Below are 12,904 nucleotides of genomic sequence, written 5' to 3'. Positions count from 1 at the left end.
CCTCAGCGGGACCGAGCCTTGCCCCGCCATTGCAATATCAGCCGACCGTTCGCCGGGACGCGGAAGTCGATGCGTTGGTCAGACGTTCCGAGGGGCCGCAAACGATCTCCGTCCGCAGTCGATATCGTGAGATCAGGCATGCGCCGACGCGGCAGCCGGACGATCGAAAGGTCGGCAAAGCATGTCTCGCCGCCATCCAGCTGGATCGTGAGCACATTCTCTTCGGTTCGCTCGCTCGCCCGGATGAAGTGATTGCAGTAAAGCCGAAAGGGCGCACCCTCGACCTTGTGCTGCGAGCGGGTTGCGAAGACGAAGGCAGCTCCCGATCCATAGATCTCCTGCCCCACCTGCCCCGCCAGCTGCCCATCGGCATATAGGTCCTCCAGTGGAAAGGAGAGTTCGCGGTCGATATGCCCATTGCGATTTTCCGTAGCGAGCAGTTCCTTCGGAAGCGCATCGGGATAATAATACCAGGCCCGGGACAGCGCATATTTGCAATATTCGCTGACCAGCATCCGCGCCGCCGGTTCCAGGTCCGGCCCGCCGTCCCGCAGATAATATTCAAACGCCGTGAAGCTGTCGAAACACTCGTAGATCGCCATGTAAGGTGCGTCCTGCAGGCAGGTCGCGCCCATGAAGTTACTATAATGTTCTGCGGCGCCAATCTGCGATTCCCAGATCTCGCAATTATGGAAGAAGCTGGCGAGATAGACATAGCTCTGCTCGAGATATTCGGTCTTGTCGGTCACCCGCCAGAGCCGCACGCAGGCTGCAGCTCCCCAGGCCGTGAGATTGGCCTGGTAATTCAGGTTGAAGCGCATTCCGTCGGTCGCGTCGATCGCGGCGCGGGCCTCGCGCAGATAAAGATCGTCTCCGGTCAGTTGATGGCACTGCAGCATCACATAAGCGTAAATCCCGCCAACGTCGGTCTGACCGCGATCATCATTCGCCGTCGGCGTGATGACGGAGAAGTCCGTGACATTGTATTGGATCGGCCATTTATAGCGGAAATGATGAGCGGCTTCGATGCCAAAGCCGATCGACTTCAGCAGCAGCGCCCTCGCTGCCTCATCGCCATCAAGAGCAAGGCGACCGAGATTCAGCAGCGGATGGTAGAGATACCAACTGTCGACTGCGTCGGCGTCCTTGTCCTCGCCGACATTTGGCAGATACCGGCGCAGCGTCTTCAACTTGGGGTCATAGAAGCGGCCGAGGCCCCTCCGGAGGTCCGCTTCGAGCGGCACCGGCTCCCCGAGCCATTTCCCATAGTCGTAAAGTGCGGCGACGATCGACATCTGCACCATGATGTCGGGATATTCGCTGTCGGTGTAGGGATGAACGTAGAGATTGCCATAATGGGATATCGTCGCCTTCGGGGAGTTCATCAGATCGCCCACTGTCCGATCCGACCGGCTCACCCAGTCGCGATATTCGGGGCGGGGCAGGTCGAGCGCCATGTACGCCGAACCCAGCATCTGCACGAACTGGCGTGCCATCTCCCGTTCGTCGGTGGCGGGTCGCTCGCGGAACACCAGGATCGCGTCGGACAGTGTCGTGGTCTTTCCGGCCGGCAGCGGGTTGATCGGGGGCGTGCCGCTCTGCGGCGGTGAAGGCGTCAGATAGCCGAGTTCAGGCCACTCCCCGCCCACCGCGCCATCGGGCTTCGTGTCGGTCGCTCGATAATAGTCGTTCGAAGCGGTCAGGTTCTGGAAATACAGCAGCGTCCCGAAGCGCGGCTCATTCATATGAAGGTATATCATTCCGGAATTCAGACCGCGCTGCGCAGCCTCGACCGCACCCGACGCGCCCATCGGATCGTCGTTCGCATCCAGCGGATAAAGGTCACGCGGCAGGAACGGCACCAGCAGCGGCGCCACAGGGGTGAGTTCGACCGTCACCCGCAGGCGCTGGAGATCGGCCTCATGTGCGGAGAAGCATATGATATGCGTCCCCATCGGGCTGTCGACCTGAACCCTCGCGGCCTCACCTTCACGTACCGCCAGCAGTCGAGCCTGGCCACCCGGCACATAAGCCGCGCGCAACGCGATGCCACCGCGATCGGGACGACGGATGAGCGCCCACAACGAGTCCGCGCCTTGAGCGATCTCGATCTCCAGCTCGCCAATCGCAAAACGTTTCAGTCGCTTCATCGAGCGATCCCGAAGCTCGCTCTGGAGGGCGAGCACGTAGGAGCTCGCCCCGGCATGCCTGGGATCCATCGTCACCGTGTCGTTTTTTCCGTGCCTCATCGCGGCTGCACCACCTGATTACGCAGATTGGTCAGAACTTCCCGGGCATCGAAGGCGCGGGCATTGGCTGGCTTCGATCCTTTGCGTAGCAAGATTTCGGCCGTCGCCTCGTAACGGTCGACCGTCCGGACATCGATGCTCCGGTCCCAAAACGGGTCGCCCCAGAACGGCTCCCAGCTGCGCCAGCCGAAACCCCGGCCGTAATAGCGCCAGCTCGGCCCCCAATAGCCCCAGGCCCCGGGCCCGAAAGGCTGATCCACATAGGTGCGGCTGCGACGTTCGGTATTGCGGTCAGCCATCTCGAACCAGTCATAGCCGCGGGCGACGGTCAGTTCGGCCGCGCGATACAGCAGATAGGCCTCGACGGTTTCGCGGGTCGTCATGCTGTTGCCGACGAAGCTTACCCGATAGCGGTCCTGTTCGATGCGCTGATCGCTATAACCACCAGTCGTCGCGCTGCCGCGCTCGAGCGGCTGATAAGGCGTGGGCGTCGTGCAGCCGGTGAGCCCAAGGGTACAACCCGTTGCGAGCAGCGACAGCAGCGCCGTCTTTCCGATCGAGGTTGATGTCATCGACTTCTCCGTTCGTCTGCCTGGCCAGAGAAACGGAATGGACGAACCGTGGTTCCGGTCTGCGCGGAGACCAACTGATTAACTTATGATAGGATACCGCTGCAATATATTATCTTTTGATATACATCAATATCGGTGATTGATATTTTCGATCGATCTCAACATCGACGGCCGCTATTCAACCGGCGCATCAGCCTCCTTCTGATATGACATCCGAGCTATTCTATAACATAAGCTGTCATTTAAAATATTTATTTACTCTTTTCTTTGGAAACCACCACAGGCATGCGTGGTTATGACGTCTTCAGCTATCCCTGCGATGCGGAAGGTGATTTCATGTTCATGCACAACAAGCGACTGCAATATACCGTGCGGGTGTCCGAACCTAACCCCCGGCTGGCGGTCTGCCTGCTCGAGCAATTCGGGGGTGCTGACGGGGAATTGGCGGCCGCCATGCGGTATTTCACGCAAGGACTTGGCGAAGAGGATCCCGGTCGCAAGGACATGCTGCTCGACATCGCGACGGAAGAATTGAGCCATCTTGAGGTGATCGGATCAATTGTCGCAATGCTCAACAAGGGCGTCCGTGCCCAGTTGTCTGAAGCGACGATGGAAGAGATGGAGCTTTTCCGGATGGTCGGGGCGAACGGAACCAGCGCGAAGGAATCGATATTGTTCGGTGGCGGCCCGGCGCTGATCGACTCTGCCGGTACGCCGTGGAGCGCCAATTACATCGATTCACGCGCCGAGCCCACTGTGGACCTGCGTTCGAATATTGCCGCGGAATCCCGGGCCAAGATCGTCTACGAACGCCTCATCAACATCACCGACGATCCCGGCATCAAGGAGGCCTTGGGCTTTCTGATGACCCGTGAGGTCGCGCACCAGAAATCCTTCGAGAAGGCGCTCTATTCGATCGAGGACAACTTCCCGCCCGGCAAGCTGCCCGGCATCGAGGAATATGCCAATATCTATGTAAACACGTCGCAGGGCGAAGGTGACGCAACCGGTCCCTGGAATTCCGGGGACCAGTGGGATCGTATCGACGATCTCGAAAAAGTCATGCCGATCGACGGCGGGGACGGCACGGCGTCGGTTCAACTGGAGGCCGATCAGGCGGCGGCGCTGCAACAGTTGGCGGCGCGCGGCATGTCCGATCCATCGGGTGATCCCACCACCGGCGCGGATTTGGGGGCCGGCCCCGGCGCCGGCAGGACCAAGCCCGTCGATGTAGATCTGCGATAGGGAGAGCGAAATGGCGACCATGGTCGAAAGCAGTTCGCGAGACATATTCGTCGATGGCCTGCGCAATGCGCACGCGTTGGAACATCAGGCGCTTTCGCTGATGGACAGGCAGATTGAGCATCTCGCCAACTATGCAGATGTCGAACAACAGCTTCGCGTCCATCGCGGCGAGACGGAAGCGCAGATTGAGCGGCTCGAGCGGATATTGGACGAGCTTGGTGAAGATCCGTCGAAGCTGAAATATCTCGCAATGGCCTTCACGGGAAATCTTGCCGCTCTCGGCCATAGCCTGGCGTCGGACGAGATACTCAAGAACAGCTTCGCCAACTTCGCTTTCGAGAATTTCGAGATCGCCAGCTATTCGGCTCTGATCGTGATGGCGGAAGATGCTGGCTATCAGACCGCCCTGCCCGTTCTCCGTCAGACGCTGCGAGAGGAACAAGCCATGGCGGCCTGGATCGAGAAGACCCTGCCGATTGTAGTGCGTAAATATGTGTCGCTCGCAGCGGCTGGAGAAACTGCGAGCCATTGAGAATATGGATACCGGATCGATCATTTTGGCGGGCGCCACCGCCAGCCTGATCGCCGGTTTGGCGACGGTCGTCGGAGCTATTCCGCTCCTGGGGCTCCGACGGCCAACCGAGGAGCAGCAAAACCTGCTCCTCGGTTTCGCTGCAGGCGTGATGCTGGCCGCGTCCTTTTTCTCCCTGATCATCCCGGCCATCGAGGTGGCCAGGAATCAGGGCGCGGGGCGTATCGCCGCGTCCGGACAGGTTGTTGCGGCGGTGCTGCTGGGCGCGTTGGCGATCGCCGAACTGAACCGACGCCTTCCGCCGCTCGACCGGCTCGGCCTGGGCCCCCCGGGGATCGCCGCCAGCGCGTCGATCCGCAGAATCTGGTTGCTGGTGGCAGCGATAACGCTCCACAATTTTCCCGAAGGCATGGCGGTTGGCGTCAGCTTCGGCGGCGGCGATTTCGAGCAAGGACGAATGACCGCGCTTGGTATCGGGCTGCAGAACATGCCCGAGGGTCTGGCCATCGCAGTGGCGCTGATGACGGTCGGGTACAGCCGGCGGAAAGCGATCCTCGCGGCGCTCGCGTCCGGCCTGGTCGAGCCCGTCGCCGGCCTCATCGGTGTCAGCATCGTCACTGCGGCCCAGGCCTTTCTGCCGTGGGGTCTGGGCCTGGCGGCAGGGGCGATGATCTATGTCGTCGCGGCCGATATCATACCGGACGCACATGCCCGGATCGCTGGCGGCGGCCGGTTGGGATCGGGCCTCATGACGGGACTGGCCGCCATGATGTTCCTCGACACCATCTTCGGATGATTTTCAACGCCGCAGACGAGGGCGGAAAGATAGATCCAGTTGTACGAAAGGAGACGAGAAATGTCGGGAAAGAGCCCAATGCAGGCGAACGGAAGGAACGGTGATCGCGTTCACTCCGATGGCGTGAGTGAACGTCCGTCGGGACGGACGGCGGCCGGCGAGAGCGGTGGCGGCGCCTACCCCAATCCACACCGGGGCAAGAAACCCCATCATTCGCCCAGCGACTTCATGGGCCATGGCGGCCAGTCCGAGATCGGCTATCACGGCGCCGGCCAGCTTGGTGAACAGAAGGTCGACGAGCAGGAGGGCGCGCGCGAAGCCGCGACGCGGAAGGGATGAGCGCGCGCCCATATATCCAACGCCGTCCGCAAACAGATCGAAAAAAGCAGGGCCCATCGATGGCCGTGCTGATGGCATGGACGACCTTGGCCGCCATTGTCGCGGTGATCGCCGCGCTGGGCTTTCTGTCGGCCGGACCCGGCCCCATGCATCGGCACGAGATCATCGCCACCATCTTCGGCGTCGGACTTACCGTGCTGCTTGCGGGCGGGCTTTCCGCAGCGATGTACCGAAGCGCTGCAAGCGGCAGGGATGATCTCGTTGGTCGCGCTGGCTCCAATAGCCAGCGAACTCGTCCTGAAAGCCAGGCCGGCGATCCGTGAACCAACTCCGGCGGCAGGCGTGGTGTTGCATGGCATACGCGCCGCCGCCTTTTGTTTTGCAAACAAACCATCGGTCGAACGCATGATTATTCCTTATCCGGTGTCTTTGCAGCCCGACGGGGGCCCCTCGCCACAACGAAGCTCCAGGGCGAGGGCCGCCCCCTGCCCGGCGGAGTGGACGACGTGACCGCGCCGGTCATCCTGGCCTTCGGCGACAGCCTGATCGCCGGCTATGGCGTCGAGCCATCGCAAAGCTTCGCCGCCCAGCTGGAAGTTCAGATGCAGACCCACCAGGCCGGCATCCGCGTGATCAACGCCGGCGTTTCGGGAGACACCACCAGCGATGCTCTCGCCCGGCTGCCCCAGGTGTTGGAGCATCTCGCCGAGAGACCGGATCTGGCGATCGTTCAGCTTGGCGCGAATGATCTGCTGCGGAGAACCTCGCTCAAGACGATCAGGGCCAATCTCGATGCCATCATCGCCGAGCTGAAGCGGAATGGGATTCCGGTGCTGCTTGCGACCATCGAGGCGCCGGTCTTCTTCGGCGCTTTCGGCCGCGCATGCGCGGCGGTCTATCAGGACCTGTCGAACAAACATGCCATCCGGTGCGCCTCCTTCCTCCCAAGAGGCATGTTCGGAAGCCGGACATACTGCCTGCGCGATCGGCTCCATCCGAACGCACATGGTATTTCCACCATAGCAAAACGCTTCAGATTGGCGGTTATCGCTGCGCTGCCGGCGGCTGGGGAAGCTGAGGCAGAGCTTCAGCCCGGCGCGGCCTGCTGACCCTGCAAAACGGGGATCGCCGATCACACAGCTTGCCAAGCATGGGCTTGGCCGAGTCACGTCCGCTCCTGCTGCTCGCCGGTGGTGTTTGCGAACGATGTTCCGGCGGGCGGACGTGGAGAGGCAGCACGCTCCAGACTGATCGACACGACCTCACTCACGGTATCGAAACAATGAGGCGGTAAAGGTCCGTCAGGTCGACGGCTGGCGATCCCGATCATAGATGTCGGGTCTGAGAAGCAAGCCGCTGCCGCCAGGAAAGGCGGTAAGGTAGAGAATGTAGACGGGGACCGGATGCGGCAAATCGGCGCGCCATTCGGGCTTCGTCCCAGCTCGCGGCACATCTCCTCCGAACAGCCAGCGCGCCAGGCGTTCGGCATCTTCCACCCGGACGCAGCCTGAGCTCAATCGCCGATCGGCTTTCAAGAATGCGGCTTTGGCGGGCGTGTCATGAAGATAGATGCCGAGCCGGTTCGGTAGCATGAACTTCATCTTCCCCATCATATTCCGTTCGCCGGGGAGCTGCCGCATGCGCAAAGTCTGCGTGCCTGCGGCGACCGCGCTCCAATCGACATCAGCGGGATGGAGGCGGCGCGCACTGTCGTCCCATCCGGACAAGAGCTCGATCCGCTCCGCGTCCAGGACTGCCGGTCCCGCCTCGATGACACGTGCTGCGCGCTTCCTCGCCAGATCAGGCGGCAGGTTCCAATAGGGGTTGAGCACGGCGAAACGAATCTCGCCTGCCATGTCCGGCGTCTGCTCTTCGGGCTTGCCGATGATGATGCGCATCTGGTCGCGTATATGGCCGTCCTCGATCATGAGCAGGCGCGCGGCGGCGGTATCGACGATCAGGTAGCGGCCGCGCGACATGGCGGGAAGGTCACGCGTCCGCTGCATGTTCAAGATTATCAGGCGTTCGACATCACCTTCATCGCGCGCTTTCGTTCGCATATCCGATATCGCCAGCCTGCCACTGCGATAGTCTGCAAGCGCCTCGCGCAGCTGGCGGTATAAAGCGTTGGGCGGTGCAAGCGCGGCCAGTGCGTGCTCCAACGGCACTCCGCTCGCCACAGCACCCATTATCGCCTGGGGATCGGCCTCGCGCCTGGGCACGGCGTCGTCGACATAATAGATCGTGCCTTCCGGCGAGCGCATGCGGTCACGCAGATAAGCGACCAGCGCCTTGGTCAACGCCGCTTCGAGCCTAGCAGGCCCGCCCACATCGGACACCAGCTCGTCGCTCGGATAGTCCGCGGGGTTCAGTCCCTCGGCGCCCGCCAAAGCGAAGGTTGCCAGCAACGCCTTGCCCGCAGGGGTCACTCCACGCTCACCCACCCAAAGCGGGGCAAATCCGCGACGGGCGTAAAAGGCGAGAATCGGCTGCGGCAGCCCCTCGTCGGTAAGCCCGGTCTCGATCTGGCGTCGGAGGTCGTCTCGCTGCTCGCTGAGACTGGCACGGTGCGTTGGTGACGAACATCCGGGTGACACCGCGACGGCCAGCATCAAACCGGCGGTGAAGCACAATGACTTCACCGCCGATCGACGTGGGAGCTGAATTGCTTGAGTGCGCACCGCTGATAGTGTGTCAGCCGCGTTCGCCCGCCTGCTGATAGCTACCCGCACCCGAGGTGCCGCCCGAGCCGGAACCGGTGCTGTTTGCGCCATATGATCCGCTGCCCGACGCGCCGTAGCCGGCGCCCGAGGCTGTGCCCGAACCGGTCGTACCCGAACCGGCCGTGCCCATGCTTCCGGCTCCAGTGGAACCGGTGCCCGACGTTCCATAGCCGGAACCTGATGCCGTGCCCGAACCGGTCGTCCCCGTGCTGCCGGTTCCGCTGCCCGACGTACTGGAACCGGACCCCGTGGCCATGCCCGAACCCGTCGTGCCGGGGGTGCCGACTCCGCTGGAACCGCTGCCCGAGGCGCCATAACCGCCCGCACCGGGCGAGCCCATCGCGCTGTCTCCAGTGCCGGTCGACGACCCGGTGGGCGAAGTGCCGCTGCCCATCGTTCCGGAGGTGCCTCCGCTACCGACAGAGCCCGTGCTACCCGATGAAGTCGATCCTGCGCTTTGGGCATAGGCCATGGCGGCCACGCCCATCAAAACAGCAGCGCCTGCCGTTGTGATTACTTTAAACATATGTTATTCTCCAATGACTTAGGAGGGACGCTCATAACGAGCGCTCTGCCTCAACGTTCCTTCCATGGCGGCAAAACAGCAATTTGATCGCCGTTACAGGAGCTCGTCCGGTTGCTCGCCATTCGGTTGGCAACGCTCTCTATCAGCGGCCATGGCCGCCTTGCTCACCGGCAGCCGCCGGTCCGTTGGATTATGCGCACGAACTTAGCTCTGATCGCTCTCCTCCTCTTCCCCCTCCTTCTGTCTTCAACCCCTGGCCAGGCTACCGCGCCGCTCGTTGCCGTAATCGACAGCGGCGTCGCGCGAACTGCTGAACTCCGGGATCTGGTGGTCGCCGAATATGATGTGGCGGGGCCGGTCGCGAGGGCGCCGTTCCGACCCCGCTATGACCATGGCACCATGGTCGCCACCATCCTCGCACATGAATTACGGCGCAATGTCAGGATCGTGTCGCTGCGCGTCGACGATCCCTCCGGATGTCCAGCCGGCAAGAATCCTCCATGCCAACCTTCGCCGCACCCGATCGCAGCGGCGATCCGGCAAGCTACGGCGTTGCGGGTCGATGCCATCAATATTTCGCTGGCGCTGGCTGACGATGATGAAATCGTCGCGGCGATAAGCGCAGCGGCCGGCAACGGCATCCCGGTGATCCTGGCCGCCGGAAACGACGGACACAGCGCACCCGGCAACCTGCGGATGGCGCGCGCGGGATATCCTACGACGGTGCTGGTGGGAGCTCTGGACAGCGCGGGCAATCCTTGGCCGATGACCAACAGGCCCGACAGCCAGGCGGGACTGCATTACCATTATGTCTGGCGCCGCGGCGTCGACGTGCCGACCAGCCTGGCGAATGGAGGGCAGGTGGTGGGAACCGGCACGTCATTCGCGGCGCCGATCGAGACGGCGCGGCTTCTGCAAGCCGGGATCGCCAGGGTCACGACAGCGGCCCGCTGACCTCATCAAGACGCGATATTCGCATCGCCCAAAATGGGCTAGCGCTGGTCACGGTCATCCGGCTTCGGCAGATCGGCTCCGGATGCGCCAAGAGGTGGGCTCTGGTCGGGCCTCCCCTTCGACTGGTCCTGCGCATCCTTGAGCATCTTCCCAGGATCAGGTGACGTGTCGCGCGAGACCAAGCCTGGGCGCCAATCGCGATCGACCCCGTCGATGTCGGAGTTAGGGGTTGCGGGGGGAGGCTTGGCCATTGTTCGACTCCGGCAAATACAAGGATCACCGATCCTCGATCTCGCGCCTGCTCGCCTTCGCCTATGTCGGCCATCGCGTTCGAACGTGGCATTAGCACGCCGGACGCTTCGGCAGGCACGAGGCCTGCCTGCCTCATGATCAACTGAGCACCAGCCTGACTTGCGTCGGCCAGCCATCGCTCGCGCTGCCCCTGACCTATGTGAATGACGCTCCCAGGCTCGCTGCCTACCTCGCAGCCAAGGAGGACAGCCCTGATGCCCGTTCGAAATTCTAGCCCGCCTGGCCACTTCAACGGGCTCGGGCATTGACGAAAAGCGATGCGCCAGAGCATGCGGGACCACCGCCGAGGGAAGAGCTGTTCGAGGCGATCATCTCCAGCACGACCGATTTTGCCATCTTCACGACCGATGTTCACGGAATCGCGACCAGCTGGAATATCGGCGCCGAGCGCCTCTTCGGCTTTAACGAGCAGGATATGATCGGAGGCTCCGCTGACCGGATCTTCACGCCTGAAGATCGTGACGCCGGCGCTCCTGATCTGGAGCGGCACCAGGCGCGCACCACCGGCAGCGCGCTCGACGAACGCTGGCACCAGCGCAAAGACGGATCGCAATTCTGGGCGTCCGGATTGCTGATGCCGCTAGAGGCCGCGGCAGAGGGTTTTGTGAAGATCACGCGCGACCGTACCGAGCAACATTACGCGGAGGCGCGGATCCGCGAAAGCGAAGAGCGCTTCCGGCTGCTCGCCACGAGCATACCGCAACTCGTGTTCAGGACTCTCCCGGATGGCCTCCGCATGGGGCAGCCCGCAATGGATCGAGTTCACCGGCCTGAGCCTTGAAGACAGCCTGCGGTTCGGCTGGCTCAATGCGGTCCATCCGGACGACCGGGACCTAACGCAGGGCGCTTGGGAGGCAGCACGGGCGAGCAGGGAATATTATGTCGAACACCGGATATACCGTCAGGCCGACGGGGAATATCGCTGGCACCAGACGCGCGCGCGGCCGTTGGAGGGAGCGGTCTTCGGCGCTGACGAATGGGTCGGGACGATGACCGACATTCACGAACTGCGGGGACTGAAGGACCGGCAGGATGTGCTGATGGCGGAGCTGCAGCATCGGACCCGAAACCTGCTGGCGGTAGTGCAGTCGATCGTCAGCCAGACCGTCCAATCAAGCACCTCCCTCGAAACCTTCGCACCCGAGTTCGAGAGCAGACTCGGGGCGCTTGGTCGGGTGCAAAGCCTGCTTGCCCGCGTCGATCATAACGACGTCGACCTCCATACGCTCATCGCCGCCGAACTCGCTGCCCACAGCGACGGGAATTCCCCGAGCAGCAAGGTCCAGATAGACGGCCCGCCGGTCGCTCTGCCCGCCACGTCTGCTCAGGCGCTCGGTCTCGCTCTTCATGAATTGGCCACGAACGCGGTTAAATACGGCGCGCTGGCACAGGCGCCGGCGAAGCTGGACATCCACTGGCGGATCCAGCCGGGACCGGCAAAGCCGGTAGTAGAACTCGAATGGCGCGAGAGCGGCGTAACGATGCCCGCGCCCAGTACGGCCAGACGCAAAGGCTATGGCAGCGAGTTGATCGAACGAGCGCTGCCCTATCAACTGAGGGCGAAGACCAGGCTGATATTCGAGCCGGACGGTGTGTGTTGTTCGATCGCTGTGCCAATCTCGATCGCATCTATGGGGGCGGAAAATGCCTGACCCAGTCCGCATTCTTGAAGGAAGGTGCCTGCTCGTCGTCGAAGACGAGTACATGATCGCGGCCGATATCGCCTCGTTCCTGGAAGGTCAGGGCGCGGCAGTAATCGGACCTGCGGGAACCGTGGACGAAGCGCTGGAGCTGATAGAACAACATGGCAGTCAGCTGAGTGCCGCCGTGCTTGACGTAAACCTGCACGGCGAACGAGTGTTTCCCGCTGCCGACGCCCTCTCACTCCATAGCATTCCCTATATTTTCACCACGGGCTATGATGCGTTGGCCCTTCCCGCCCGATACGCGGATATCCCCCGCTGCGAGAAGCCGATTAGCGGATCCGTTTGGCCCAAACCTTGTCAGCCCAGTTGTGCCGGGCCAGTTGATCGCATCGCGCATGTTGTAGGTCGGCATTATCGGGAGCTGCCTCGGTCGGACCAAAGGCATCCGAGACGCCGCTCAGCGCGTGACTGGGTCCCGCGGTTCGACCTGGCTGTTGTCGGGCGCGGCGCCTGGTGTCGAACTTATCGGCGTCTGATCGACCGGTTCAACCATATTGGCGTCGTTGTTCTTGCTTTCGCTACTGTTAGGACCGGCCATGTCCTGGCGCATGTTGCAACTGGTGACCGCAAGCCCGGCCAGCAGCAACGCCGCCGTCCGGTGCATCATGGAAGTTCTCCGTCGCTGACCGACAGAGCCGCTTCCTCGTCGCCATCGAGTTGCCGGTCGATCTCCTCGGCGATCAGGTCCATCTGCTCGAAACTGGCGATCAATTCGACTGTGCTGCCGTCCTCGGTGTTAAAGTGAATCAGATAGTCGTTGTCACGCTTGGCGATCTCGAATCCGGTCAACTGCGGCATGATCGTTCCTTTCTTCGCCGTGGCTCGTACCGACCTACGCTCACGGTCCAGCCTTAACGGTTGAAAGAACCGGCGGTTCATCAGCGCGGCCCGAACAAGACTAAAAAAACAATATATTATCATAGGTTACAAGTTGGATTTCACATGGACCC

General features: G+C 62.2%; 15 protein-coding genes. 9 read left to right on the top strand and 6 right to left on the bottom strand.

Annotated features, from left to right (window positions below):
- Positions 1-2 precede the first annotated feature (2 nt).
- Entirely contained in the window at positions 3-2,150 is a 2,148-nt protein-coding gene (locus WP12_RS18240; protein ID WP_235399202.1) for a hypothetical protein, read from the bottom strand.
- 95 nt (positions 2,151-2,245) lie between these two features.
- Positions 2,246-2,821, bottom strand: a complete 576-nt coding sequence (locus WP12_RS18235) for a CC0125/CC1285 family lipoprotein (RefSeq protein WP_046195111.1) — start codon at positions 2,819-2,821, stop codon at positions 2,246-2,248.
- 285 nt (positions 2,822-3,106) lie between these two features.
- Between WP12_RS18235 and WP12_RS18230 the strand changes: the two genes are divergently transcribed.
- The 6 genes from WP12_RS18230 (at position 3,107) to WP12_RS18205 (ending at position 6,842) form a co-directional block, all read left to right on the top strand.
- Positions 3,107-4,066, top strand: a complete 960-nt coding sequence (locus WP12_RS18230; protein ID WP_235399201.1) for a manganese catalase family protein — start codon at positions 3,107-3,109, stop codon at positions 4,064-4,066.
- Between the two features lie 10 nt (positions 4,067-4,076).
- A complete protein-coding gene (locus WP12_RS18225) occupies positions 4,077-4,598 on the top strand; it encodes a YciE/YciF ferroxidase family protein (protein WP_084691225.1) in 522 nt (173 codons plus the stop codon).
- Between the two features lie 4 nt (positions 4,599-4,602).
- Positions 4,603-5,394 carry a ZIP family metal transporter gene (locus WP12_RS18220; RefSeq protein ID WP_046195110.1) on the top strand — a complete coding sequence of 264 codons (792 nt, stop codon included), beginning with the start codon at positions 4,603-4,605 and terminating at the stop codon, positions 5,392-5,394.
- Between the two features lie 60 nt (positions 5,395-5,454).
- Complete coding sequence (locus WP12_RS24315; protein WP_200894552.1) at positions 5,455-5,733, top strand: hypothetical protein; 279 nt, start codon at positions 5,455-5,457, stop codon at positions 5,731-5,733.
- A gap of 59 nt (positions 5,734-5,792) precedes the next feature.
- Positions 5,793-6,056, top strand: coding sequence for a hypothetical protein (locus WP12_RS18210; protein ID WP_046195109.1), 264 nt, complete (start codon positions 5,793-5,795; stop codon positions 6,054-6,056).
- 183 nt (positions 6,057-6,239) lie between these two features.
- Complete coding sequence (locus WP12_RS18205; protein ID WP_160299247.1) at positions 6,240-6,842, top strand: arylesterase; 603 nt, start codon at positions 6,240-6,242, stop codon at positions 6,840-6,842.
- 192 nt (positions 6,843-7,034) lie between these two features.
- On the opposite strand, the gene WP12_RS18200 is transcribed toward WP12_RS18205, so the two are convergent.
- Positions 7,035-8,375, bottom strand: a complete 1,341-nt coding sequence (locus WP12_RS18200) for a L,D-transpeptidase family protein (protein ID WP_160299246.1) — start codon at positions 8,373-8,375, stop codon at positions 7,035-7,037.
- A gap of 52 nt (positions 8,376-8,427) precedes the next feature.
- Positions 8,428-8,850 carry a hypothetical protein gene (locus tag WP12_RS25390; RefSeq protein ID WP_046195108.1) on the bottom strand — a complete coding sequence of 141 codons (423 nt, stop codon included), beginning with the start codon at positions 8,848-8,850 and terminating at the stop codon, positions 8,428-8,430.
- Positions 8,851-9,174: 324 nt separating this feature from the next.
- On the opposite strand from WP12_RS25390, the gene WP12_RS18190 reads away from it, so the two are divergent.
- The 3 genes from WP12_RS18190 (at position 9,175) to WP12_RS18180 (ending at position 11,900) form a co-directional block, all read left to right on the top strand.
- The gene (locus WP12_RS18190; RefSeq protein ID WP_046195107.1) at positions 9,175-9,936 is read left to right on the top strand and encodes a S8 family serine peptidase; all 762 of its coding nucleotides are present in this window, start codon (positions 9,175-9,177) and stop codon (positions 9,934-9,936) included.
- Between the two features lie 556 nt (positions 9,937-10,492).
- Positions 10,493-11,029, top strand: a complete 537-nt coding sequence (locus WP12_RS23570) for a PAS domain-containing protein (RefSeq protein WP_052730484.1) — start codon at positions 10,493-10,495, stop codon at positions 11,027-11,029.
- Positions 10,974-11,900 carry a sensor histidine kinase gene (locus tag WP12_RS18180; RefSeq protein ID WP_052730483.1) on the top strand — a complete coding sequence of 309 codons (927 nt, stop codon included), beginning with the start codon at positions 10,974-10,976 and terminating at the stop codon, positions 11,898-11,900. The genes WP12_RS23570 and WP12_RS18180 overlap by 56 nt, the downstream gene beginning before the upstream one ends.
- A 451-nt stretch (positions 11,901-12,351) precedes the next feature.
- On the opposite strand, the gene WP12_RS25385 is transcribed toward WP12_RS18180, so the two are convergent.
- Both WP12_RS25385 and WP12_RS18170 read right to left on the bottom strand, forming a co-directional pair.
- On the bottom strand, positions 12,352-12,561 hold the full coding sequence (locus WP12_RS25385; protein WP_160299245.1) for a hypothetical protein: 210 nt from the start codon (positions 12,559-12,561) through the stop codon (positions 12,352-12,354).
- Positions 12,558-12,752 carry a hypothetical protein gene (locus tag WP12_RS18170; RefSeq protein ID WP_046195140.1) on the bottom strand — a complete coding sequence of 65 codons (195 nt, stop codon included), beginning with the start codon at positions 12,750-12,752 and terminating at the stop codon, positions 12,558-12,560. The genes WP12_RS25385 and WP12_RS18170 overlap by 4 nt, the downstream gene beginning before the upstream one ends.
- Between the last annotated feature and the right edge of the window lie 152 nt (positions 12,753-12,904).

It is taken from the genome of Sphingomonas sp. SRS2 (assembly GCF_000971055.1).
Taxonomy (GTDB): Bacteria; Pseudomonadota; Alphaproteobacteria; order Sphingomonadales; family Sphingomonadaceae; genus Rhizorhabdus.
This window is presented reverse-complemented; position numbering and strand designations above follow the sequence as displayed.

Excerpts from the sequence above, each read along its gene's own strand:
- WP12_RS18240 (WP_235399202.1), bottom strand. The coding sequence starts at position 2,150 with ATGAAGCGACTGAAACGTTTTGCGATTGGCGAGCTGGAGATCGAGATC.
- WP12_RS18235 (WP_046195111.1), bottom strand. The coding sequence starts at position 2,821 with ATGACATCAACCTCGATCGGAAAGACGGCGCTGCTGTCGCTGCTCGCA.
- WP12_RS18230 (WP_235399201.1), top strand. The coding sequence starts at position 3,107 with ATGCGTGGTTATGACGTCTTCAGCTATCCCTGCGATGCGGAAGGTGAT.
- WP12_RS18225 (WP_084691225.1), top strand. The coding sequence starts at position 4,077 with ATGGCGACCATGGTCGAAAGCAGTTCGCGAGACATATTCGTCGATGGC.
- WP12_RS18220 (WP_046195110.1), top strand. The coding sequence starts at position 4,603 with ATGGATACCGGATCGATCATTTTGGCGGGCGCCACCGCCAGCCTGATC.
- WP12_RS24315 (WP_200894552.1), top strand. The coding sequence starts at position 5,455 with ATGTCGGGAAAGAGCCCAATGCAGGCGAACGGAAGGAACGGTGATCGC.
- WP12_RS18210 (WP_046195109.1), top strand. The coding sequence starts at position 5,793 with ATGGCCGTGCTGATGGCATGGACGACCTTGGCCGCCATTGTCGCGGTG.
- WP12_RS25390 (WP_046195108.1), bottom strand. The coding sequence starts at position 8,850 with ATGGGCAGCGGCACTTCGCCCACCGGGTCGTCGACCGGCACTGGAGAC.
- WP12_RS18190 (WP_046195107.1), top strand. The coding sequence starts at position 9,175 with ATGCGCACGAACTTAGCTCTGATCGCTCTCCTCCTCTTCCCCCTCCTT.
- WP12_RS18180 (WP_052730483.1), top strand. The coding sequence starts at position 10,974 with ATGGCCTCCGCATGGGGCAGCCCGCAATGGATCGAGTTCACCGGCCTG.
- WP12_RS25385 (WP_160299245.1), bottom strand. The coding sequence starts at position 12,561 with ATGATGCACCGGACGGCGGCGTTGCTGCTGGCCGGGCTTGCGGTCACC.
- WP12_RS18170 (WP_046195140.1), bottom strand. The coding sequence starts at position 12,752 with ATGCCGCAGTTGACCGGATTCGAGATCGCCAAGCGTGACAACGACTAT.